A 23,922-nucleotide genomic window follows, 5' to 3' on the forward strand; every position below is an offset into this window, starting at 1 on the left:
CTTCACTCCACCTGACCCAGCTTACCGGGGTTCATGATGCCCTTCGGGTCGATCGCGGCCTTGATGGCATTCATCATGTCGACCGCGCCGCCATGTTCGCGGCGGAGATATTTCAGCTTCGAAATGCCGATCCCGTGTTCGCCGCTGAACGTGCCGCCCATGTCCATGGCGCGCTGGTAGAGCCGTTCGGCGAGGCGCTCGGCTTCGGCCAGCTCTTCGGGGATTTCCGGCTTGATCAGATAACCGACATGGAAATTGCCGTCGCCCACATGGCCGATGATCTTGCCCATCACGAAGGAATTATCGATGTCCTCGCGGGCGGCGAGCACCGCCTCCGCCAACCGCGAGATCGGCACGCAGACATCTGTCGTAAACGCCTTGCAGCCGGGGCGCAGCGTCTGGTTGGAATAGATCGTCTCGTGGCGGGCCTTCCACAGCCGCTCGCGGTCCTCGGTGCGGGTCGACCATTCGAAATCCGAACCGCCAAACTCGTTGGCGATCTCGCGAACCGTGTTCGACTGCTCCTCCACCCAGCGCGGGCTGCCGTGGAATTCCAGGAACAGGGTCGGCGCCAGTTTCAGCGTCAGGCCGGCATGCCGGTTGGCAGCCTCGACCGCCACTTCATCGAGGAATTCGATCCGGGCGACCGGGATGCCGCTCTGGATAGTCGCGACGACGGCTTCCACCGCGCCGCGCATGGTATCAAAGGCACAGACGGCAGAGGCGATCGTTTCCGGGATCGGGTGCAGCCTGACGGTGACCTCGGTGATGACACCGAGCGTGCCTTCGGCGCCGACATAGAGCTTGGTCAGGTCGTAACCCGTAGAAGACTTTTTCGTGCGGCGGCCGGTGGTGATGATCTTGCCTTGCGGTGTGACCACACGCAGCGCCAGCACGTTTTCGCGCATCGTGCCGTAGCGCACGGCGGTGGTGCCGGAGGCCCGGGTCGAGGCCATGCCGCCGATCGAGGCGTCGGCGCCGGGATCTACGGGGAAGAACAGGCCGGTATCGCGGATATGGGCGTTGAGCTGCTTGCGGGTGACGCCCGCCTGCACCTGAACGTCGAAATCCTCATGATTGACCTGGACGATCTGGTTCATGCGGGTGAGGTCGAGCGAGATGCCGCCCTTCAGCGGGATCGTGTGGCCCTCCATCGAGGAGCCGGCCGCAAACGGCGTCACCGGTATGCCCGCCTCGAAACAGGCGGAGACGACGCGCGCCACCTCGTCCTCGTTTTCGGCATAGACAACCGCATCCGGCAACCTTGTCGGCTGCCGGGACATGTCGTGGCCGTGATGTTCACGCACCGCTTCGGTGGTCGAAAGCCGGTCGCCGAAATGGAGCTTCAGGGCGTCGAGGGTGGATTGCAGGGAGGTCACTTTTTCTCACCGGTCAGCATGCGATGGTAGCGCGAACGGGCGATTTCCTGCGTTGTGATGAATTCGAGGAGGACCGGCACACCCTTTTGCGTCTGCTCGATGCCGCGCTTGATCGCCGGGATGATCTCGCTTGGTTCGGTGACGCGTTCGCCGTAACCACCGAGCGCGCGGGCGAAGGCGGCGTAGTCGCCGGAAATGTCGGTCGAGCGGTATTTCTCCGTCGAAACCTTCATGATCGGCAGTTCCATCGCCATCGAGAAATTGTTGAGCAGGATCGACAGGATCGGCAGGCGCTCGCGCACTGCGGTTTCGAAATCCATGCCGGTAAAGCCGATCGCCGCATCGCCCCAGACATTGATGCAGAGCTTGTCCGGATGCATCAGCTTGGCGCCCATGGCAAGGCCCAGGCCGTAACCGAGCTGGGTCGTTTTGCCCCAGCCGATATAGGTGAGCGGCTTTACCGACTTCCAGAACGGCGAAAGTTGGTCGCGGGGGCTGCCGGCATCATGGGTGATGATGGTGTTTTCGATATCGACCGTGTGCTGCAAATCCCAGAGCACGCGGTAGGGCGACAGCGGTTTGCTGTCGGAGGTGAGCTTTGGCATCCATTCGGAAAGCCATTCTTCCTGCACCTTGGCGATTTCGGCGGCGACTTCCGTATGGTCGCGCGGAGAAACCTTGCGGGCTTCGAGCTCGGCAAGCACCGCGTCGAGCGTCAGCGCCGCGTCGCCGACCAGCGCCACCTTGGCTTCGATGTCCTTGTTGACGTGATCGGGATCGAGCGTCGCGTGGATGACCGTCTTGTCGAGCGGCATCTGCACACCGAAGGCAGTCTCGGTGAAGGAGCAGCCGATGCCGAAGATCAGGTCGGAACTATCGAGGAAATGGCGTAGGGTCTTGGAAATCGCCGCACCGCCGGCGCCGACGGAGAGCGGATGGGGTTCCGGAAACGCGCTTTTGCCTTCGAGGCTGGTGGAAACCGGGATCGCCAGCAGTTCGGCGAGCTGTTTCAGCTGCGGCCAGGCCTGCGCGTAGTGAATGCCCTGGCCGGCATAGAGGATCGGCCGCTTGGCGGCGAGCAGCAGGTCGACCGCGTCGCGCACGGCAATCGGGTCCGGCCCGTAGCGGGTGGAAAGAACCGGGCGATAGTTCAGCGGTTCCGGCACCTCGTCCTGCCACATGTCGTTCGGGATTTCGACCAGAACCGGACCGCCGCGGCCATTCCGCAATTTGGAGAAAGCGCGTCGAAAAATGTTCGGGATTTCGGCGGCCGAGGTGATCGGCTCGGCGGACTTGGTGATGTCGCGCATCGAGCGGGTGGCATTGTAGTTGGGATCGACATGCGCGACGCGGCGCTCGTAGCCCATCGGCAGGACCAGCAGCGGCACGGATTCCGAATAGGCCTGGGCGATGCCGCCATAGGCATTTTCCGTGCCCGGTCCGAGCTGCATGGCGAAGACGCCGATCGTCTTGCCGGAAGAGAGGCGCGACATGGCGTCGGCCATGTGCAGGCCGTGGCGCTCCTGGCGCACGATGATCGGGCGGATACCGCCCATGGCCGCATGTTCGAGAACGTGGTTCACGGGGTAGCCGCAGATGACCTCGATCCCCTCGCGCTTCAGAATTTCCACGATGGCGTCGGCAACTTTCATGGGTTTCTCCTCCCCGGAGACATGGTCGATTAGAGGTGAGGTTCGAAGTCTTGTCGTGTCCAGGCGCCGGGATGGCGCACCGGCGCGCGACGGGCCTCTCCGGTATTCAAAAGCCCGCTCTGGCCGAGCGTGATGCGATATTCCTCGATGAAGGCCTGCGCCATATGCGTGGCGCCATGGTCTCCGAGTGCGGCAAGGCCGAGCATGAAGGCACGGCCGGCAAACGACGAATGGGCACCGCAGGCAACCGCGCGCACCATGTCGACGCCGGACACGACGCCGCTGTCGAACAGCACCGTACCACGTGTGCCGACCGTGCGGGCGATTTCCGGCAGCACGTCGATCGTCGCAGGTGCCGCATCGAACTGGCGGCCGCCGTGGTTCGAGACGACGACGCCGTCGAGGCCGAGTTCCAGCGCCTTCTCGGCGTCAGCCGGGTGCATGACGCCCTTGACCATCATCGGCCCCAGCCATTTGTCGCGCAGCCGGGCGATCTGCTCCCAGGGGAAGCCGCCGCCAATATGTCGCTGCACGAAGGCAGAGGTCGTCACGCGGTCCGGGGCGCCGGCGAAACCAGCCATGTTGGCGAAGGTCGGCATGCCCTTGCGGCGGATCGCATCCAGCCAGAAAGGGGCCAAGGCCGCAGCCAACATCGTCTTCGGCGTCAGCTTGAAGGGCATGGTGAGGCCGTTGCGAAGATCGCGCGGGCGCTTGGCGCGCACCGGCACGTCGAGCGTCGCGACCAGAACCTTGGCGCCGGCGATGCGGGCGCGCTCGGCCATTTCGAGACTGTATTGGTGATTGTTCGGCGCCATCGGGTAGAGCTGGAACCAGGTGACGTCTGGGGCCCATTCCACGACTTTTTCGATCGTCGCGCAGGCGAGCGTGCCGACCATGTAAGGGATGTTGTGGGCCTGGGCGGCCTTGGCGAACTGTTCGGTGGCGCCCGGCCACATCATGCCGTCGAAGCCGATCGGCGAAATGCCGATCGGGGCGGCATAACGATGGCCGAAGAGCTCAACCGAGGTGTCGACCTTGGACACGTCCAGCCCGTAACGCGGCACGACCTCGACCGCCTGCAGCGCTGTCCGGTTTCGGTTGAGGCCGGTTTCATCGCCGGCGCCGCCCTGCAGGAACTCGTAGGCAAAACGCGGAATACGCCATTTCGCCCGTTTCTCCAGGTCGCCGACCATCGGATAACGTCGGCGGAGTTCCGCCAGCGTTTCTGTCGTCCTTGCGTCGTTCCTGGCTCCCCCCATGTCCGACGCCTCTCAGTAGGAAACCATGACTTCGATCATGGCCTGCTGGCCGCTCCTGGTCGAGGCCAATGCCCGCTGCAGCGCCGCCGGCAAGTCGGCGCCGGTCTCGACGCGTTCGGCATGGGCGCCATGGGCGCGGGCGACGGCGGCATAGTCCGGAGCCGGATCGAGCGCGGTGATCGGCATGGTGTTGGCGGTCGCGGCGCTGCCGTCCGGATACATGTAGAGCGTCGAGCGACGCACGGCGTTCCAGATGCCGTTGTTGAAGACGACCGTCAGCAGCGGCAGTTTCAGCGCGGTCGCGGTCTGGTGGCAAGCGACAGGGTTGGCGAACATGTAGGAACCGTCACCGATCGTGGCGATCACCTGGCGGCTGCGGTCTCCAAGCTGGGCGCCGAGCGCTGCGGTCAGGCCGAAGCCGAGACCGCCGGAAAGCGGGGTCGAGAAGTAGGATTTCGGATGCTTGAACTCCATCACCGATGGATCGATGCCGAGTTCGTTCACGACAGTCGTCTTCTCGTCCATGATGGCGGAGACGCAAGCGCTGACATAGGCGGGCGTCATCGGTGACCCATTGCCGATCGCGGCGCGCTTGGCGGCGGCTTCCACCTGGGTTGCCTTCACCTTGGCCCACTTCTCGCGGCGTTCGGAGAAGGTTTCGCTGGCCGGCACGCGTTCTGACATCGCAGCGGCAAGGGCCGCGATCGTCTTGTTGACGCCGCCCGCAAGCGCGATGTCGATCGGGAAGCTGCGGATCGGCACGCGGCTATGCTGCGGATCCGGGCCGATGGCGATGATCTTGGCGCCTTCGGCGGGGGCGGTATGGTCGGAAATCCACGGAACCGCGGCATTGATCACCACCACGACGTCGGCTTCCTTCAGCACCTGGGTCGAGTCGCGGCCAATCATCATCGGATGGTCGCTCGGCAGGGCCAGGCGCGTCGCCCACATCTCGATTGTCGGCAGCGCGAACTTCTCGACGAAGCCGGCGAGCGGCTCGAAATCCGCAGCGAGTTCCGGGCTCTGGGTGATGATCAGCGGGTTTTTTGCCTTGGCGAGCAGGTCGGCAGCCTGAGCGACCAATTCCGGGTCGGCCGGGCCGAAGATCGTCGGGGTAACCGTCGAGCGGTGGCTGATCTCGACCTCCGCACCTTCGGCCAGCGCCTCGCGCGGCAGGCTCAGATAGACCGGGCCGCGCGGCTCGCTCATGGCGATGCTCATGGCGCGGTCGATGACGATGCCTGCCTGTTCCGGGTAACGCAGTTCATAGTCCCATTTGACCACTTCGCGGACCATGCCGCCCTGGTCGAACATTTCCTGGCCCCAATGGATCGGCGAGGAGCGTGAGCCGAAACGGCCGTGTTCGGTGATCGGCGTGCGGCCGGAGAACATCATGACAGGCACGTTTTCGGATCGGGCGTTGATCAGGCCCATGACCGAGTTGGCAAGCCCGACATTGACGTGGACGATCACGCCGGCCGGTTTTGACGTCATCAGGTAATAGCCGTGCGCCATGCCGACCGCGACACCCTCATGCGGGATGACAAGGGCTTCCGGCATTTTCAGGCCGGTTTCGGACTGGCGGGCAAACGCCTCGATGATCGACGGAAAGTCGGTGCCGCCATTGGCGAACAGGACATCGATGCCGGCGGCCTTCATATGCGACAGAACTGCCTCGGCGGCGAATGTTCCGGTCGGTTTTTCGTGTTTCATGCTGCAATCCTCTTGGAAACATTTAATAACCCGCCAGAAACTCGTCCGTCAGGTGATGCTGACCGTCTTGGTGACCATGTAGGCATCGACGCCCTCGATCCCGACTTCGGAACCGTGGCCGCTCGCTTTTACCCCGCCGAACGGCGTTTCCGGCATGGAGATGTTGAAGGAATTGATGCCGACCATGCCCGCTTCCAGCGCGTCGGATAGTTTTGCGATGGTCTTGTGCGAATTGGAGAAGGCATAGGCCGCAAGCCCGTAGGGCAGTTCGTTCGCCTTGGTGATAGCGTCGTCGAAATCCGAGAAGCGGTTGAGCACGGCGACCGGGCCGAACGGCTCCTCGGTCATGATCCGCGCATCGCCCGGTACGTCGGCAAGCACGGTCGGGGCATAGAAAAAGCCTTCGTTGTTGATGCGATGCCCGCCGGCGAGCAGCTTGGCGCCCTTGGCGGTGGCGTCCTGCACCAGCGCCTCGATTGCATCGCGGCGGCGGCCGTGGACGAGCGGACCCATGCCGGTCGCCGGATCGAGGCCGTCGCCGACCGTGATCTTCGCGGCACGCTCCGCAAAGCCGGCGCAGAAGGCGTCATAGGACTTGTCCTGCACATAGAAGCGGGTCGGTGAAACGCAGACCTGGCCGCCATTGCGGTATTTTCGCTGTACCGACATGTCGAGCGCCGCGGTCTGGTCGGCATCGTCGAAAACGAGTACCGGCGCATGACCGCCAAGTTCCATCGTGGTGCGCTTCAGGCTTTCCGAGGCGAGCCGGATGAGGTGCTGGCCCACCGGGACCGAGCCGGTAAACGAGATCTTGCGGATGATCGGCGAGGCCAGCAGGTGGCGCGAGATGAAGTCCGGCACGCCATAGACGACGGCAATGACGCCGGCCGGCACGCCCGCATCGACAAGGCATTGGGCGACGGCGGCGGCCGATGCCGGAGCCTCTTCGCCGGGCTTGTAGATCATCGTGCAGCCGGCGGCGAGCGCCGAGCCCATCTTGCGGGCAGCATTACCGATCGGGAAATTCCACGCCGAAAAGCCGGCGGTTGGGCCGACCGGTTCCTTGACCACCTGGAAGCGGGTTTCGCCGATGCGGCCGGGAATGACGCGGCCATAAGTGCGGCGGCCTTCCTCGGCGAACCACTCCATTTCTTCCGTGGCGAAATGGGTTTCCAGCCGCGCTTCGGCGATCGGCTTGCCCATTTCGAGCGTCGCAAGTGTCGCGATCTCTTCCTGCCGGTCGTGCATCAGCCCTGCTGCGCGCTTGAGGATGCGGCCGCGTTCGCGCGGGCTGGTGGCCCGCCAGAGCGGAAAGGCGCGCTTGGCGGCTTCGAGCGCCCGGTCGAGATCTTGCGCCGTCGCATGCGGCACCACGCCGATCGCCTTTTCAGTGGCCGGATTGATGAGAGGCTGCGTCTTGCGGCCGCCGTTTTCCAGCCAGACACCGTCGATCAGGAGACGCGCGGATTGGTAACCGTCGGACGAACGGGCTGGATTGGTCGCGATGTTCATGGTCGTCTCCTCCGTTTTCATGAGACGAGTGCGTCTGGCATCCGTCAATTTCGGGCTTTTCTCAAACCCGGCTTCCTCGTCCGCTTCAAGGGGATAAAGCAGGGAGCCTGATATTGTCAATTCCGACGTTCACGTCGGCTCAAATAGCGACCGTACCGCCGTCGATCGGGATTACCGCTCCGGTCATGAAACTCGAGGCCTTCGATGCCAGAAGCAGTGCAAGGCCCATGATCTCGTCGGTCTCGGCAATGCGGCCGAGCGGCACGGTGTCGGCAAAGGCCTTTTCCACCTCCGGTTCGCGGATGCGGCCGCCGGCGATATTGGTGCGGAAGGGGCCGGGCGCGATGCCGTTGACGAGCACGTTATAGGGCGCAAGCTCCCAGGAGGCCTGCTTGACGAGATTGACGACGGCGCCCTTGCTGGATGCATAGGCATAACCGGTCATCGGGTCGGCGCGTAAGCCGGCAATCGAGGCGATCACGACAATGCGGCCGCTTTTCTGCTTCTTCATGTGCTTTGCGGCGGACTGGATAGCAATGAACGTGGCGGTGAGGTTTACGTCAACCACCTTGTTCCACAGCTCGTCGCTGACATTTTCGATCGCTCCCGCTTCCGTGCGGGAATTTGGGCCGCCGCTGATGCCGGCATTGGCAACGAGGATGTCGAGGTGTCCGTGCTTTTGCACAATGCCGTCGATGGTGTTGCGCAGGCTTGCACTGTCGGAGACGTCGACCTGATGGCTCTCGGCGGAAAAACCCTGGCCGCTCAGCCATTGATAGGCGGCGGCGAGTGCCTCGGCGTCGAGATCGAGCAACGCCACATACGCACCGTTGGCCGCCAGCGTCTTGGTGATGGCGAGCCCGAGGCCGCTCGCCGCACCGGTGACGATCGCGATTTGGCCTTTGAGATCAAACAGTTTTTCGGCCTGCATTTTTCTCCTCCCTGAGAGCCGGGCGAGCATGACCTCTCCACCCAAGCGGCTCCAACCTTGTATGCAATTCCCCAAGATGCAAGTTAGAAATTTGCTATTATCAATCAAAATTTGACAGAATCATATTGACCCTCCCGAAAAGGTTATACAGATTGCCGCCATTCGCGGGTGCCGAGGAGCGCCTGCCTTAACGGTCGTCAGGTCCCGGGGAGGGTGAAACACCGATGAGCTTTACCGAAAGCCTTGAAACCGTCACCGGCACGAAGATCCGGCTCATGCGGGGAGGCAAGGGCGCTCCGCTGCTCTTCCTGCACGGTGCGAGCGGCGCCTCGCGCTGGCTGCCCTTCATGGAGAAGCTTTCCGAAACCCACGAGGTGATCGTGCCGGAACATCCGGGTTTCGGCGCCTCCGACAATCCGGAATGGCTCGACAATATTTCCGACCTCGCCTTCTTTTATCTGGATGTCCTCGACCATCTCGGCCTCGACAAGGTCCATCTCGTCGGCACGTCGATCGGCGGCTGGCTCGCCGCGGAAATCGCAATCCGCAATGAGACCAAGCTCGGCTCCCTGACTGTCGTGGCGCCGGCCGGCATCCGCGTGAAGGGCATTCGCAAGGGCGACGTCTTCATGTGGAGCCCGGAGGAGACCGCCCGCAACCTCTTCCACGACCAGGCGTTTGCGGAAGCGATGCTGGCGGCCCCGCCGCCGTCGAAGGAAGGGATGGAAATCCTTCTCAGGAACAAGCTCACGTCGGCCAAGCTCGCCTGGGAGCCGCGTTTTCTCAATCCTGACCTGCACAAGTGGCTGCATCGCATTTCGGTACCGACACTGATCGTCTGGGGCGACGACGACAAGGCGATGCCGGTCGGTTACGCTCCGGCCTGGCGCGACCTCATTCCCAATTCGCGGCTTGAGATCATCGAGAACTGTGGACATCTGCCGCAGATCGAAAAGGCCGACCGTTTCGTCGAACTGGTCAACGGCTTCATCGGGGAGGTTACGCGATGAAATTCTACTTCATGCACCTGATGCCCTATGCGGATCTCGATCTGTCCTATGACGAGAAGCACAATTCCGCCTGGGTCACCCTGCCAAACACCTACTACGACCCGAAGAAGGGCCACCAGCTCTACAACCGTTATCTGGACGAGCTCGAATATGCCGACCAGCTCGGTTTCGACGGCATCTGCGTCAACGAGCACCATTCCAACGCCTACGGCCTGATGCCGATCCCGGGCGTCATGGCCGGCGCGCTCGCCCGCCGCACCAAGAACGTCAAGATCGCCATTCTCGGCCGGGCGCTGCCGCTTCTCAACAACCCGCTGACCGTCGCGGAAGAATTCGCGATGGTCGATAACATCACCGGCGGCCGCCTGATTGCCGGCATGGTGCGCGGCATCGGCGCCGAGTACCATTCCTGGGGCGTCAATCCAGCCTTCAGCCACGAGCGCTTCCAGGAAGCCCATGACCTGATCCTGCAGGCCTGGACGCAACCCGGGCCGAGCGTCTTCGAAGGCAAGCACTACAATTTCGATTATGTGAACGTCTGGCCGCGCGTCTACCAGGACAATCCGCACCCGCCGATCTGGATCCCGAGCCAGGGTTCCAGTGAAACCATCGAATGGGCCGCCCATCCGGATCGCAAATATACCTATCTCCAGACCTTCGCCTCGGTCTCGATCGTCGCCCGCTACATGAAGATGTATAAGGACGTCGCTGCCGGTTATGGCTATGAGGCGACCGAGGACCAGCTTGGCTGGTCGCTGCCACTCTATGTGGCCGAGACCGACGAGATCGCCCGCCGCGAAGCCAAGGACCATATCGAGGCCTTCCTGCAGAAGTTCCTGCGCATGCCGATGGAGATGCTGCTGCCGCCGGGCTACACCTCGGTGAAATCCATGGTCGGGGCGATGTCGGCCAAGGCCGGCCATGCGATGAAGCAGACGATCGACAGCGTCATCGAAGAGGGCAAGTTCATCTGCGGCAGCCCGGCAACGGTGCGCGAGAAGCTGGAAGAATACCAGGCCCAGATCGGCTTCGGTCATCTCTTGACGCTTCTGCAGTTCGGCACCCTGCCGGCCGAGCTAACCCGCAAGAACATGGAGATCTACTCCAAGGAGGTCATGCCATATCTGCGCAACGTGACCGCCAGGCGGACGGCCTGACGGGGGGATGTCGATTTGATGATTTTGGTAAGGCTATGAAGCCTTTGGGCGTAGTCATATCACCCAAGGTTCATCTTGATGTGCGATCACGATTGTCGTCATTTGAGGCGCAGGACCGCACAATTGTCACCCCCCAGTCGCTGCGGTCTTAGCGGCCGGCGCCCCAAAAGCCGGCCGCTCCCCTGGGGGCTATACCCCTTGTGCTAGGTCTTTTGGACGAGTTGAGGACTTCGCAGTCCGGAGTACAATGGTGTTCTCCTAAGTCGAGCGTAGAAGAGGTTACGTCTTAGGAGGGGCCCGCGCAGGGGGAAAAGGCGCGGGCCTTTTTATTTTGCAGCACAGCATCAAAAAAGGTGATGCTATTTACAAAATTTCATGCATGTTCGCCGCGGGCTGGGGCGAGACATGATTCCAAAAAACAACGATGGTTGCGCGGATGATCTTCCGAACGGAGACGATTATTCAGAGCTTACCGATGGCGAACTCGAAGAGCTCGCTTTTGTGCTGATCGAGGCACTGACAATTCCGCCGCTGTCGGCCTGTTCCAGGTCGGGTATTGCGGACCTTGCCCCACAACTACCATCGGAATGAAGGGGAAGGTAGTTCCCGCCCTCCATGACCCGAGCTCAGCCTCCGGCGGCCGCTTCCAGGCCGGCGATATCGAACACCATCCTTCAGCATGGCCTCGGTGAGCCGATTCTTCCGCCGACCGCCGATAGTCCGTGTTTTCGCCGCAACGTCTGTGTTAGGAGGCGTCCCACACGAGACGATGAGATAGACCGATGCTTCCCTGGATACAGCTTGACCGCGCAACCATTCCCGGCGAGGGCGGCGAATTGCGCCTGAAGCAGCGCGGAGCCGAATTTTCGATCATGCTCGGTTCGACGGAGTTGATGAACAGCCGGCTGAGCGGTTCGGAAGAGGCGCTGGCGACGCTCTCCTGTGAGCGGATTGCCGGGCGGAAAAATACCCACATGCTGATCGGAGGCCTCGGCATGGGGTTTACGCTGCGGGCGGCCCTGGGAGCCCTGTCGGACGATACCAGGGTCACCATCGCGGAACTGGTTCCGGCCGTGGTCGACTGGGCGCGCGGGCCGATGGCGGAGTTTCACAAGGGGACGCTCGACGATCCGCGTGTCGATATTCATGTCGGCGATGTCGGTGCGCTGATCCGGTCGCGCGACGCCGCTTACGATGCCATCCTGCTCGATGTCGACAACGGCCCCGACGGGCTTACGCGTGCTTCCAACGACAGCCTTTATAACCACACCGGGCTTCGAGCCGCCAAGGCTGCGCTGCGCGACAACGGCGTCCTGGCCGTCTGGTCGTCAGCGCCGGATGCCGCCTTCACCCGGCGGCTGCGGGACGTGGGATTTGCCGCCGAGGAGGTTTATGTGCGTGCCAATGGCAAGCGCGGTGGCCGCCACGTCCTGTGGATGGCCACCAACCGGCAGTAGGTCTGCAACGGCCAGTCCGCGGGAGCTTCGAAGAGCGGCACTACCGCACTCATTTCGCCCCGTCTTCATGCTCCAGTGAGCCTGAGGCGGACGGCAAGAGCGAAAAGAGATGGGCGTTCATCGCCGCCTGCGCCCATTCGGGATTGCGGGCCTTGAGCGCCGCGAGGATTTCCCGATGCTGGGCATGGGTGCGGCGGGTGCGCACTTCGACCGGCTCCGAATAGCGGTTGAAGATCGAGGCCGGCAGTTCCAGCGAAGAGGCCAGGATCTTTTCGAGCCGCGGGCTTTCGGCGGCAGCGGCGATCACCGCGTGGAATTCGCCGTTGAGCTTGTCGAACCCTTCGAGATGTTCGTTCCAGCCGAGTTCCTCGAACTGGGTCTCCATCAACCGTTCCAGCTCCTGCAGCCGCTGCAGCTCGGCTTCCGAGATGCGGGTGGCAGCGCGGCTGGTCGCATGACCTTCGAGAATGGCACGCAGCCGAAAGATCTCGACCGCGTCGTCGAGCGAAAAATCCGCGACGATCCCCCGCCGGTAACGTTCCAGCACCACGAGGCCCTCGGCATTCAGCCGGTTCAAAGCCTCGCGGATCGGCGTGCGGGAAACGCCGATCGCGGCGGCGAGCTGGTTTTCGAGCAGCTTGTCACCGGAGCGCATCTCGCCGGTGAGGATCAGGTGCCGGATGCGATGATAGGCGGTTTCGACGGCGCTCTGCGTCGCCCCGTCCTTCGCTCCGTCTCTGGTTGTCTCGTTGGTCAAGCGGCCACCTTTTCCTTGTCGTGATGATGATGCGGGAAAATATGACAATCGTCTATCGTCAAAAAGTGTATACCAGACGAGCGTACCTGGTGGGGTGATGGCGGATATTTCTTGACTTCCGCCTGAAAGGTATACAAAGATCCTTTCAGGAGGCCTGATAAGGCAATCGGCTTCGGCCGAGGGAGGAGACCACCATGACGCAAGCCCGCAAACCTTTTATCGTCGGTATCGGCGGGACCCAGCGCCCCGGCTCGAGTTCCGAGCTCGCCCTGCGCCATTGCCTCGCCGCTGCCGAAAGGGCCGGCGCGGAAACCGACCTCATCTGCGGTGCGGCGCTCGAACTGCCACTCTTCGATCCGGGCGTGACGCACCGCACTCCGGCCGCCCTTCGTCTTCTTCAGTCCCTTCGTCGCGCCGACGGCATCATCATTGCAACGCCGAGCTATCACGGCGGCATGTCCGGCATGATCAAGAACGCCATCGACTATACGGAAGATATGCGCGAGGACGCCCGTTCCTATTTCGAGGGCCGCGCCGTCGGCTGCATCGTCTGCGCCGCCGGCGACCAGGCGCTCGGTGCGACGCTGATCGGCCTGCGCTCGGTCGTGCATGCGCTGCGCGGCTGGCCGACCCCCTACGCGGCGACCATCAAATCCAACGAGAAACCTTTCGTCGACGGCAAACCAGCTCGCCGCGAGGTTGCCCAGCCGCTCGAGATCGTCGCTTCGCAGGTCGTCAGCTTTGCCGAAATGGCGATGGCCAGCCGCGTCGACGACGTCGCACCGCGCCTCGTCGCCAGCAACTGATCCAATTTCAATCGTCGTCGGATCCGTTTTGCCTTCATCCGGGCGACGGTCCCAGCGGAGCTTTCCATGAAGTTCAATTTCTTCCACCTGATGCCTTATCCCGATTACGACAAGCTGCCGCATGAATGGCCGGTCAGCACGCACGGGATCGACAGCACCCGCATCCAGGCGCTCTACAACGAATATCTCGATGAGATGGTCGACGCGGAGAACTACGGTTTCGACTGGGTGGGCTGCAACGAGCACCATTTCAGCCCCTACGGCCTGATGTCGAACCCGAACCTGATCGCCGGCGCGCTCGCCCGCCAGACGTCCAAGGCGAAGATCGCCATCGTCGGCAACCTTCTGCCGCTCCTGAACCCGGTCCGCGTCGCCGAAGAATATGCGATGATCGACGTGATGTCGGGCGGGCGCCTTGTCGCCGGTTTCCTGCGCGGCATTCCGCACGAATACATCGCCTACAACATCCCCCCGAGCGAATCCCGCAGCCGTCTGCGCGAAGCGACCGAACTGATCATCAAGTGTTGGACCGAAGACGAGCCCTTCGGATGGGAAGGCGAGCATTATCAGTTCCCGGCCGTCTCGATCTGGCCGAAGCCCATCCAGAAGCCGCATCCGCGTATCCTGATGTCAGCCAGCAACGCGGAATCGGCCGAGTTCGTCGCCAAGATGCGTGCGATCATGGGCATCACGCTGATCCAGGACCTGTCGATCGCCAAGGCCGCCATCGAGAATTTCAAGAAGACCGCACGCTCCTACGGCTGGGAGCCGACACCGGACGACATCCTGGTCGGCCAGCAGATCTGCATCGCCGATACGGACGAGGAGGCGAGGCACCACATGGCCGCCGCCCAGACCTACTTCCACCAGACGCTGATGCGCCCGCAGCGCTCCGCCCAGCAACTCGTTCTCGGGCAGAGCCGCTACTACACCGAGGCCGACGCCGGCGAAAACTTCCAGAAGCGCCTCGCAACGTTGCGCGGCCGTACAGTGGAAGAGCAGATAGAAGCCGGTTCGATCATCTGCGGTAGCCCTCAGTCGGTCATCAGGCAGATCAAGCGCCTGCGCCAGGAACTGGATTGCGGCCTGCTGAACCTGACGGTCAAGGTCGGCAACATGCCGGGCAGCGTCGTTCGCCGTGGCATGGAACTGTTCCGCGACCGCGTCGCGCCTGAAGTCGCTGGCCTGTAAGAGGAGTTTGACCCATGAGCTTTGAATTGAAGACGATCGAGCTTTCCGGCGGCAGGCTCTCCTATCATGTCGGCGGCACGGGGCAGCCGGTTGTCTACCTGCATGCTGCTGGCGGCGTGATGCTGACCGAGCCGTTGAGGGCGCTGACCGGTAACCACACGGTCTATGCACCGATCTGCCCGGGCTTCGACGGCACCGAGCCGAACGAAAGCCTGAAGACGGTGCGGGACTGGGTGGCCATGGTCGCCGAGTTCGCCGAAAAGCTGGTCGGCCCGCGGTTCGACGTGATCGGCTCCTCCTTCGGCAGCTGGTCGGCCTTGTGGCTTGCTGCCGAGCGCCCAAAAATGGTCGACCACCTGATCCTCGGCGTGCCGGCCGGCTTCCGGTTCGAGGGCAAGGGCGGTTTGCCCGCCGATCCGGACGCGCGGTTCAAGGCGCTCTACGCCCATCCGCAAAAGATCAAGTCGGCGCCGAAATCGCCTGAAGTCATGGCCAACAACGGCAAAACTTACGAGCGCCTCGCCAATAATGTTCAGGTTGACGAGGCACTGAGTGCCCGCCTGCCCTCGATCGAGGCGGTGACGCTGATCCTGCTCGGCACCGAAGACAAGGTCGTGCCGGCGGAGGCCGGCGCGCACCTGAAGCGCAACATCCCGACCTCGCAGCGTGCCTTCATCTTCGACGCCGCCCATTCGATCGAGGTCGACCAGCCGGAGCGCACGTTGCGGCTCTGGGCCGACTTCCTGAAGCGCGGCCCCGGCTACGTGCTCAACCAGGGACCGGAAGCCGCCTGACGCTATTCCCTTCCCAGGGAAGCCTGGCCCAGACCCCGGTCTGGGCCTTTTTCTTGCGAGACTTTGCACTTTCCCTTATTCCGGTCGGCGCTCGGTTCTCGTCGAGAGAGGAAGGCTTTCCAAGCCGATTTCCACAGACCATAATTTTCAACATTGACGGATATAATATGTCTATTATGAATTGATTTGCGTTTCGCTTCAGGATGGCCCAAGAGCCGCATGCGGAATGCCATCGTCCGGGATATGTGGGACGATGTGAATGGGAGGAATGGCATGATCGGCGAAGACGTCAGGCGCAAGGAAGACAACCGGTTGATCACCGGCAAGGGCCAGTATGCCGACGACCTCAAATTCGAAAACACCGCCTATGCCGCCTTCGTGCGTTCGCCGCATGCCCATGCGATCATCCGCAGCATCGACACGTCCGCCGCCCGCGACATGCCGGGCGTGCTCGCCGTCCTGACCGGCGAGGATATCGTCGCCGCCGGCATCGCGCCGATCCCGCATGCGATCGGCAGTTCGCAGTTCGGATCCGACATCCGTATCAAGAACTATGACGGCACAGAGCGCGCCCGCACCCATCACCAGGCGCTGCCGACCGACCGGGCCCGCTTCGTCGGCGAGGCGGTCGCCATGGTGATCGCCGAGAGCACCGATCTCGCCAAGGATGCCGCGGAAGCGATCGAGATCGACTGGGAGGAGCTGCCTTCCGTCGTGCGCGGCGTCGACGCGCTGGAAGAGGGTGCCCCGCAGCTCTGGGACCATGTTCCGGGCAACAAGGCGATGGACGGCGAAGTCGGCGAGAGGGCCGGCACTGAGCAAGCTTTCGCCAAGGCCGCTCATGTCCTCGAATTCACCAGCTGGGCGCAACGCGTCACCGGCGTCCATATGGAGCCGCGTTCCTCCGCCGCCGAATACGACCCGGAGACCGGCAAGTTCACCATCCACGCCTCCGGCGGCCATGGCGTGGTGATGATGCGTGAGCAGATCGCTGCGTCTCTCGGCGTCGACATGGCCTTCGTGCGGGTCGTCGCGCCCCGCGATGTCGGCGGCAATTTCGGCACCCGCAATGCCACCTATCCGGAATTCGTGCTTTTGCCCTACGCCGCCAAGCTCACTGGCCGGCCGGTCAAACACCAGGCGGAGCGCATCGAAGCGTTCCTGTCGGATTTCCAGGGCCGCGACCTGCATGTGAAGGCAAAGCTTGCGCTCGACGAAAACGGCAAGTTCCTGGCTTTCCACTCGGTCAATACCAGCAATATCGGCGCCCATACGGTGTCCTACACGCCCCTCAACAAGGGCATCCAGCTGATGACCAGCCTTTACCGGGTGCCGGTCGCGCATGTGGAATTCCGCGCGGCCATGTCGAATACCGTGCCGACCATCCCCTACCGCAGCGCCGGCCGTCCGGAAGCCATGTACATCATCGAGCGGATGATCGACCTTGCCGCCCGCAAGTTCGGTTTCGACCGGGTGGAGCTGCGCCGCATCAACATGATCCCGGAAGAGGCTTCGCCCTATTCGAACCCGATGGGCGTCACCTATGACAATGGCGACTATATCGGCTGCATGGACAAGGTGCTCGACATGGCCGACTGGAAGGGGTTCGAGGCGCGCCGCGCAGAAGCCCGCAAGCGCGGCATGTATCGTGGTATCGGCCTTTCCAACTATATCGAGGGCACCAGCGGCGTGCCGCGCGAGCGGGCCGAGATCACCGTCGATCCGACCGCCGGCATCGTCGATGTCGTTATCGGCACCCAGAACACGGGGCAGGGGCACGAGACGGCATTCGCCCAGCTGGTCGGGTCCTTCCTCGGCATTTCCCACGAGGTGGTGCAGATTCGCGCCAGCGATACGGATTTCGTCTCGGCCGGCGGCGGTTCGCATTCCGGCCGCTCGTTGCGCTTCGCGAGCATCGTCATGCACAAGGCGACTGCCGAGATCATCGAACGCGGCCGCAGGATCGCCGCCTTCATGCTGAACGTCGCGCCGGAAGAGATCGACTTCGCCGAGGGTCATTTTCGCGCCCGTGGATCGAACGGCGTCGTCAGCCTGTTCGAGGCGGCGCAGGCTGCGGAAAACGATCTCGGCCTGCCGGACGAGCTGCGGGGTTCGCTCGCGGCGATTTCCGACGAGACCACCCACGGGCTGGCCTACCCCTATGGTGCGGCGGTCTGCGAAATCGAGATCGATCCGGAAACCGGTTTCTTCCATATCCCGCGTTACTCGACCGTCGATGACGTTGGCAAGGCGCTGAACCCGATGATCGTCGACGGCCAGACCCATGGCGGCATCGTCCAGGGCGCCGGTCAGGCACTGTTCGAATGGTCGCATTACGACCGCGAGACCGGCCAGAACCTGTCGGCGACCTTCATGGACTACCAGGTGGCCCGTGCGTCCGATTTCCCGAGCTTCGACACCCATATCAGCGAAGTGCCGGCAAAAAGCCATCCGCTCGGTTTCCGTCCGGGCGGCGAGGGTGGTACGACACCGTCGCTCGGCGTGACGATCAACTCCATCACCGATGCACTCGCCGATCTCGGCGTGACCCATATCGAAATGCCGGCAACGCCCTCCCGTATCTGGGAAGCGATCCGGGCGGCAAAAGCCAAACAAGAAGCGTGAGGAGAAAGCATTGCCCGACGTCCTGATCAATACCCGGGGGAACGTCCTCGAGATCACTCTCAACCGTCCCGACAAGGGCAATGCGCTGACGCCCGAGATGGCGCAGGCCATCACCGCCGCGCTGAAGTCTCTGTCGCCGGAAACCCGCGTCGTGCTGATGAACGCCAAGGGCGGCGATTTCTGCACCGGCCGCAGCGCCGCCATGCCGGCAGCCGGCAGCCGCGCCACCGCGCTCGACCTGCGCACCGCGATTTCCGATCCGGTCCTCGATTTCTATGAAGTGCTGCGCGAAATCCCGGTTCCGTTCATCACCGCCATCCGCGGCAGGGCCGCCGGCGTAGGCTGCGCCATCGCCGCGCTTGCGGACGTCGCGATCGCCGCCGAAAGCGCCACGTTCCAAGTGCCGGAAATGAATCACGACATCGCCCCGACGCTGGTGCTCAACGCGCTCGCCGATCGGGTTTCCCGCGCCACGCTGGCCCGCATGGTGTTCACCCGCGACGTGATCCCCGCGACCGAAGCCAAGGTGCTCGGCATCGTCGGCGTCACGGTCGCCGATGCCGGCATCGATGCGGAAGTGGAACGCGTCGTCGGCCAGCTCGAGAAGAACTCGGTCCCAACCGTTCGCGGCATCAAGGCCTTCCTCTCGATGAGCCCGGAAACCTCCTTCGCCTCGCGCAAGGAACTGGCCGCGCTGATCAACTGTGTGGCGACGGCGGAGAAGTTCCGGTAGGTGTCATCGGCTGCTGCCCCCTGACCCGGCCTCCGCTTTGCCCGGTCACCCTCTCCCGGAGGGGAGGGGATGATCGGCCGCGGCAAGGCACAAATATCGTCTCCCCAGCGGGGAGAAGGTGGCCCGAAGGGTCGGATGAAAGGGAGCTGCCGTGAGAAAACTCAGGCCCTAAGGGTCACGCCCCTTAAAGCGCCAGCCCCTCGGTGACCAGCGGAGCCAGCGCCTCCTTAGCCGCCGGCGAGATCTGCACGATCGACCGTGCATCGAGATCGAACACGACAGCGACCGACTGCATCGTGCCGAATACCCGGCCGCTGAACGGATCGACCATCCAGAAGATCAGCGACATGACGCGCTGGTCGGTCTTCTGCAACCCGCCCCAGATCTCGAAGCAGTCGCCAAGACGCGGGGTTTCGCCATAAAGGATGCGGAATTCCAGCACCGCGCCGCCGATCTTGCCGGGCGGCGTCTCGGCATGTTTGCTGACGATTTCGCGGATCGGGCCGGTGAGCTGCTTCACCCCGCCGCCGACCGCGCCGATGAATTTCTGCGGACCGAGGCGGTTGAATGCGTCGCAGGCTTCCGGCTCGATCAGGCTCATCGCGGTGCATTTCAGGCCGAGCGTGATCGCCCGATCGCGGGAGGCGCTGATCGTCACCGGTTCGTTGCTGGTGCCGCGGGCGAGCGCCTCCTTGGGAACGTCGACCAGCGAGGCGGAGGCCTTTTCGCGGAAGGCCGTTGGCCAGGGGCGAGGCGTCTTGAGGTCGGCCGTATCCACATGGGTTAGCCGCACCCTGAAGCTCGCGGCCAGCTGGCCGGAATGGCTGTTATAAAGCATCAGCACCGCAAACGCCGTCGTCTCGCCGATATCGAGGAAACCGGCGGTCATATGCAGCGACGTGCCCGCATGCGCTTCGCGGTGGAAGCGGATATGATGCTCGTTATAGGCGATCGTGGTGGCCGACGTTGGCGAGAAAAGGCCGGGCAGGCCGTTGAAGCCGAAAAGCACTGCAAGGCCTTCGTTGGCACGGGCGACATAATACTGGGTGTTCCAGTGGGCGTTCTCGTCCACTTCCCACTGGCGCACGCTGCCGCGCCAGACCTCGATCATTTCGCCTTGCTGTGCACTCACACCGGCTCCTCCTCCAGAACGATACGTCCCTTGACCGCACCTTTGGACAATCGGCTCATCGCGTCGTTGATTGATGATTTCGGCAGAGCCTCATAGGGGATGGCATCGAGTTTTCCGCTTTTGGCGAGCTCCACCAGATCCCGCAATTCCTGTAGCGAGCCGGTGATGCTGCCGATCAGGCTCAGGCCCCCTTGCGCCATGCGCATGGTCGGGATGGTGAGCTGGCCGCCGAACATGCCGACCATGATGATGCGGCCGCCGCGCGCCAGCGCCGGGAAGCAAAAGGCTGCCGTCTGGCTGTTGTTGACGAAATCGATGATGGTGCGCACCGGCCGGCCGACCGTATCGGCGATCCTCTTCGTCACGTCGTCGCCGGTCGAAGGCACCGCCTTGTGGGCGCCGGCATCGGTTGCGATCTTCAGTTTTTCTTCGGAGATATCGACCACAACGATATTCCGGTGCCCGAGCGCCTTCAGGATGACGATGCCGCTGAGGCCCAGCCCGCCGGCCCCAACCACGACGATCGCCTCGTCGGGGCGAACTGGCATCGCCTTGCGGATGGCAGAATAGGCGGTAAGGCCGGAGCAGGCATAGGTGGCGGCAAGTGCGGGGTCGAGATCACCGGTATCGATGAGATAGCGGCTATGCGGCACCACCACATGGCTGCCGAAACCGCCGGGCCTGCGCATGCCGAGCGGCCGGCCCTGCATGCAGAGGTTCTCCTGGCCGGCACGGCAGGTTTCGCACTCGCCGCAACCGAGCCACGGATAAACAAGCCTGACATCGCCAACCTTCACATCCGTCGCATCGGGGCCAATGGCGGTGACGGTGCCGAGGATTTCATGGCCGAGGGTGAGCGGGTGCTTCATCCCGATACTGTCGATCGACACTTGTTTGTCGCCCATGTCGAAAATGCCCTTCCACAGGGTCAGATCCGAATGGCAAAGCCCGCAATGAGACACCGAAACGACGACCTCGCTGCCGGTGGGCTGGGGCGTCGCCTCCTCGATTTCCCGCAACACTTCCGATGCCTCGAATACCTGCCATGACCGCATGATGCCGCTCCTCCCAGATGCATGAGAAATGAGTATCAGGCCGCCTGTTATGTGGCAATCGAGAAATGGGTGGTGGAGTTATTGGATGGGACAGCTGCCCGGAAAATTGGCAGGGGGCGGCGGCTCAAAATACGGCCGTCATCCTCGGGTCTAGACCGAGGATGACGGAGGGGAGGCACGGAGACCGCTACTCCTTCTCCTGCCCCTCGATCGCCGCCTCCGCTCCGGCAATCGCCTTATCCAGCAACTCCAGAAACGTCTGCCGCTCCTCCACAGACAAAAACCGCAGCAGGTCGGCCTCATGCTGCGGCAGCGAGGTTTCCACAAGGGCGGCGGCTTCAAGCCCTGCCTTGGTGAGCCGCAGTTCATAGACGCGGCCGTCATCGGCGGCGCGGTCGCGTTCGACGAGTTTGTGTTTGATGAGCGGACCGAGCGTCTGGACGAGCGTCGGCGGTTCGATGCGCAACCGCCTCGCGAGCGCGATCTGGCTGATGCCGGGATAACGGCGGATCAAGAGCAGCACGCCGCCCTGGACCGGGGTGACCGCAAGCGAGCGGGCGCGGAACCAGTTCTGCCAATGGTTGCCGAACAGCGCCTGCAGGCGGCGGATGCGGATGCCGACGACACCGTCGAGAAGGACGGCATGCCCGTCCCCCTCTGCCGATGGGTTGGGCTCCGAACTCATGTCTTGTCCCAGTTGCCGTAGACCTTCACGTCCATCGTGCCGATGCCTTCGAACGTGCCGTGCAGCACGTCGCCGGGAGCGATCGGGGCGACGCCTTCCGGCGTGCCGGTCATGATGATGTCGCCGGGATAAAGCGTATAGGCCTTGCTGGTGAATTCGATCAGCTTCTGGACGTTGAAGATCAGCATGTTGGTGTTCGACTTCTGGCGGCTTGCGCCGCCGATCGTCAGTTCGAACTCGAGATTGTTCGGGTTCGGGATCTCGTCTGCGGTGACCACATAGGGGCCGAGCACGCTGAACGTGTCGAGCGACTTGCGGTAGCTGCGTTCTTCCGGGCCGCGGATGGTGATGTCGTAACAGATCGCGTAGCCGGCGACGTAGTCGAGAGCATCGGCTTCCGACACGCGAAACGCCTTTTTGCCGATGATGACGGCGAGTTCGATCTCGTGGTCCGTGCGGCGATCCGCCCAGTCGACGACGACGCCTTCCGACGGGCCGACCAGCGAGCTCACCGCCTTCAGGAACACGCCAGCCTCGGCGATCGGCTTGATCTTCATGCCGTGATGCAGCTGGTCGCTGTCCAGCACCTCGTCGAGATGGAGCCGGTAGTTGACCGGGGCGCCGACGATCTTGCCCGGATTGGCGATCGGGCTCAGAAGTGCGACGTCGGACAGCAGCTTCGACGGCGCGGTCTTCGCCATTTCCTCCATGACGGGCCGCAGCTCGGCGAAATGGGCCATGAACTGGTCGCCATGGGGGAAGGGGTAACGGTAGTTCGGCAGGCGATCGAGGACGCTCGTGACGTCCTTCACCTGATCGCCGCCGACCACGCCGAGACGATTATCGTCGTAGCGACAAAAACGCATGATTTCTCTCCCTGATCTCGTTCGCTCAGACGCGGGTGCGGTCTTCGCGGAAATAGCCGAGCTTCTCCTGCGCCACGCGGTCGGAGAAGCAGAATACGACGACGTCTTCGTTGGCCTTGAACGAGCGCCATGACCAGCCCGGCACGACGATCACATCCTTGGGGCCGAAATCGAAGGTTTTAGCGCCGACCGTGATTGAGCCGGTGCCTTCGGCGATGCACATGACGATATGATCCGTCGAACGGATTCTTGCGGTTTCCATGCCTTTCGGGACATGGCTGAGCCATGCCGACATGGTCGGCATCGTCCAGCCGCCGTCGATCGGGTTGGCATAGCGCAGCGTCGTGCCGATATGGGCGTCGATTTCCTCGCCACGCGAGGCGCGGTAAAGGGCCTCGCGGCTGCGCTCATAGGGATAGTTGAAGATCGGGGTCGTCTGGCCATAGGGGCTTGTGCCGCCGATCGGCATCATGCCGGAACCGAAACGGGCGAGCGAGTCACCTTCCGGCCGAAGCAGTTCCTGCTCGGTGTCGTTGGAATCCTCGCGGAACACCGCTTCGAAAAAGGCGATCATCGGCACGTCGAGACCGTCCAGCCATGCGGCCGGGTCAGAGCCGTCATTGCCGTGGTCGTGCCAGGCCCAGACGGGTGTGATGACAAAATCGCCGAATGCCATGCGGGTGCGCTCGCCGCCGACGGTCGTATAGGCGCCTGAACCTTCCAGCATGAAACGCAGCGCCGACGGGGTGTGGCGGTGGGCCGGCGCCACTTCACCCGGCATGATGATCTGGATGCCGGCATAAAGCGTCGAGGTGGCGCGCGACTGGGCCGGGAAGGCGGGGTTTTCGAGGATCAGCACGCGACGCTCCGCCTCTTCGGCGGTCAGCAGGCTGCCGGATTCGAGGATCAGCGGGCGGATGTCGTCGTAACGCCAGCGATGCGCCTGCGCCTTGGAAGCCGGCTCCGGCGGCAGCATGCCCTTCATCACTTCCCAGAGGGGCGCCATGTTGTGCGGCTTGATCCGCGCATAAAATTCCTCCCGTTTCGCAACGGTGGCTGCATCGATCTCGTGCATGAAATCCTCCTCCTTGGCTCCTCCAGCCGGAGATCGTAAGGTATACTAATTAATTTGAGGAGGTCAATCGTGGTGGTGGAGGATGCCGCGGGCTGTACCCGATCTCCCCCCTTGTGGGGGAGATGTCACCAGA

The 23,922-nt window shown here is 63.1% G+C and carries 21 protein-coding genes; 9 read left to right on the forward strand and 12 right to left on the reverse strand.

What is annotated here, in order from left to right; genetic code table 11:
• Window positions 1–2: 2 nt before the first annotated feature.
• From LZK81_RS26240 to LZK81_RS26265, 6 genes are all read right to left on the reverse strand, one after another.
• Entirely contained in the window at window positions 3–1,379 is a 1,377-nt protein-coding gene (locus LZK81_RS26240) for an FAD-binding oxidoreductase (protein WP_233956830.1), read from the reverse strand.
• A complete protein-coding gene (locus LZK81_RS26245; protein ID WP_233956831.1) occupies window positions 1,376–3,031 on the reverse strand; it encodes a thiamine pyrophosphate-requiring protein in 1,656 nt (551 codons plus the stop codon). Before LZK81_RS26245 ends, LZK81_RS26240 begins: the two co-directional genes overlap by 4 nt.
• Window positions 3,032–3,060: 29 nt before the next feature.
• Window positions 3,061–4,290: an alpha-hydroxy acid oxidase gene (locus LZK81_RS26250; RefSeq protein ID WP_233956832.1), complete on the reverse strand. Its 1,230-nt coding sequence runs from the start codon at window positions 4,288–4,290 to the stop codon at window positions 3,061–3,063.
• A 12-nt stretch (window positions 4,291–4,302) separates the two neighbouring features.
• The gene (locus LZK81_RS26255) at window positions 4,303–6,003 is read right to left on the reverse strand and encodes a thiamine pyrophosphate-requiring protein (protein ID WP_233956834.1); all 1,701 of its coding nucleotides are present in this window, start codon (window positions 6,001–6,003) and stop codon (window positions 4,303–4,305) included.
• A 48-nt stretch (window positions 6,004–6,051) separates the two neighbouring features.
• The gene (locus tag LZK81_RS26260) at window positions 6,052–7,515 is read right to left on the reverse strand and encodes an NAD-dependent succinate-semialdehyde dehydrogenase (protein WP_233956835.1); all 1,464 of its coding nucleotides are present in this window, start codon (window positions 7,513–7,515) and stop codon (window positions 6,052–6,054) included.
• Window positions 7,516–7,654: 139 nt separating this feature from the next.
• On the reverse strand, window positions 7,655–8,446 hold the full coding sequence (locus LZK81_RS26265; protein WP_233956837.1) for an SDR family NAD(P)-dependent oxidoreductase: 792 nt from the start codon (window positions 8,444–8,446) through the stop codon (window positions 7,655–7,657).
• A gap of 224 nt (window positions 8,447–8,670) precedes the next feature.
• On the opposite strand from LZK81_RS26265, the gene LZK81_RS26270 reads away from it, so the two are divergent.
• The 4 genes from LZK81_RS26270 to LZK81_RS26285 all read left to right on the forward strand — a co-directional run bounded on the left by LZK81_RS26270 (window position 8,671) and on the right by LZK81_RS26285 (window position 12,070).
• On the forward strand, window positions 8,671–9,456 hold the full coding sequence (locus tag LZK81_RS26270; RefSeq protein ID WP_233956838.1) for an alpha/beta fold hydrolase: 786 nt from the start codon (window positions 8,671–8,673) through the stop codon (window positions 9,454–9,456).
• The gene (locus LZK81_RS26275) at window positions 9,453–10,613 is read left to right on the forward strand and encodes an LLM class flavin-dependent oxidoreductase (protein WP_233956840.1); all 1,161 of its coding nucleotides are present in this window, start codon (window positions 9,453–9,455) and stop codon (window positions 10,611–10,613) included. The genes LZK81_RS26270 and LZK81_RS26275 overlap by 4 nt, the downstream gene beginning before the upstream one ends.
• 405 nt (window positions 10,614–11,018) lie before the next feature.
• Window positions 11,019–11,204: a hypothetical protein gene (locus tag LZK81_RS26280; protein ID WP_233956841.1), complete on the forward strand. Its 186-nt coding sequence runs from the start codon at window positions 11,019–11,021 to the stop codon at window positions 11,202–11,204.
• 191 nt (window positions 11,205–11,395) lie between these two features.
• Window positions 11,396–12,070 (forward strand): spermidine synthase, encoded by a 675-nt coding sequence (locus tag LZK81_RS26285; RefSeq protein ID WP_233956842.1) that lies wholly within the window; start codon window positions 11,396–11,398, stop codon window positions 12,068–12,070.
• A 49-nt stretch (window positions 12,071–12,119) separates the two neighbouring features.
• Here LZK81_RS26285 and LZK81_RS26290 read toward each other — a convergent pair whose 3' ends face one another.
• Window positions 12,120–12,827, reverse strand: coding sequence for a GntR family transcriptional regulator (locus LZK81_RS26290; protein ID WP_046604825.1), 708 nt, complete (start codon window positions 12,825–12,827; stop codon window positions 12,120–12,122).
• 194 nt (window positions 12,828–13,021) lie between these two features.
• On the opposite strand from LZK81_RS26290, the gene LZK81_RS26295 reads away from it, so the two are divergent.
• The 5 genes from LZK81_RS26295 to LZK81_RS26315 all read left to right on the forward strand — a co-directional run bounded on the left by LZK81_RS26295 (window position 13,022) and on the right by LZK81_RS26315 (window position 18,976).
• A complete protein-coding gene (locus tag LZK81_RS26295) occupies window positions 13,022–13,633 on the forward strand; it encodes an NADPH-dependent FMN reductase (protein ID WP_046610203.1) in 612 nt (203 codons plus the stop codon).
• Window positions 13,634–13,699: 66 nt separating this feature from the next.
• A complete protein-coding gene (locus LZK81_RS26300) occupies window positions 13,700–14,824 on the forward strand; it encodes an LLM class flavin-dependent oxidoreductase (RefSeq protein WP_233956844.1) in 1,125 nt (374 codons plus the stop codon).
• A 14-nt stretch (window positions 14,825–14,838) separates the two neighbouring features.
• Window positions 14,839–15,618, forward strand: coding sequence for an alpha/beta fold hydrolase (locus tag LZK81_RS26305; protein WP_233956845.1), 780 nt, complete (start codon window positions 14,839–14,841; stop codon window positions 15,616–15,618).
• A gap of 273 nt (window positions 15,619–15,891) precedes the next feature.
• The gene (locus tag LZK81_RS26310; RefSeq protein WP_233956847.1) at window positions 15,892–18,243 is read left to right on the forward strand and encodes a xanthine dehydrogenase family protein molybdopterin-binding subunit; all 2,352 of its coding nucleotides are present in this window, start codon (window positions 15,892–15,894) and stop codon (window positions 18,241–18,243) included.
• Window positions 18,244–18,253: 10 nt separating this feature from the next.
• Complete coding sequence (locus LZK81_RS26315) at window positions 18,254–18,976, forward strand: enoyl-CoA hydratase/isomerase family protein (RefSeq protein WP_233956848.1); 723 nt, start codon at window positions 18,254–18,256, stop codon at window positions 18,974–18,976.
• Between the two features lie 184 nt (window positions 18,977–19,160).
• Here LZK81_RS26315 and LZK81_RS26320 read toward each other — a convergent pair whose 3' ends face one another.
• The 5 genes from LZK81_RS26320 to gtdA all read right to left on the reverse strand — a co-directional run bounded on the left by LZK81_RS26320 (window position 19,161) and on the right by gtdA (window position 23,789).
• A complete protein-coding gene (locus LZK81_RS26320) occupies window positions 19,161–20,108 on the reverse strand; it encodes an acyl-ACP thioesterase (RefSeq protein WP_233956850.1) in 948 nt (315 codons plus the stop codon).
• Window positions 20,105–21,163, reverse strand: coding sequence for an alcohol dehydrogenase (locus LZK81_RS26325; RefSeq protein WP_233956851.1), 1,059 nt, complete (start codon window positions 21,161–21,163; stop codon window positions 20,105–20,107). The genes LZK81_RS26320 and LZK81_RS26325 overlap by 4 nt, the downstream gene beginning before the upstream one ends.
• 187 nt (window positions 21,164–21,350) lie before the next feature.
• Entirely contained in the window at window positions 21,351–21,848 is a 498-nt protein-coding gene (locus LZK81_RS26330; protein WP_046610196.1) for a MarR family winged helix-turn-helix transcriptional regulator, read from the reverse strand.
• On the reverse strand, window positions 21,845–22,714 hold the full coding sequence (locus tag LZK81_RS26335) for a fumarylacetoacetate hydrolase family protein (protein ID WP_233956852.1): 870 nt from the start codon (window positions 22,712–22,714) through the stop codon (window positions 21,845–21,847). Before LZK81_RS26335 ends, LZK81_RS26330 begins: the two co-directional genes overlap by 4 nt.
• Window positions 22,715–22,739: 25 nt before the next feature.
• Complete coding sequence (gtdA, locus tag LZK81_RS26340; RefSeq protein WP_233956854.1) at window positions 22,740–23,789, reverse strand: gentisate 1,2-dioxygenase; 1,050 nt, start codon at window positions 23,787–23,789, stop codon at window positions 22,740–22,742.
• Window positions 23,790–23,922: the final 133 nt, after the last annotated feature.

Source organism: Neorhizobium galegae, from assembly GCF_021391675.1.
GTDB lineage: Bacteria > Pseudomonadota > Alphaproteobacteria > Rhizobiales > Rhizobiaceae > Neorhizobium > Neorhizobium galegae_B.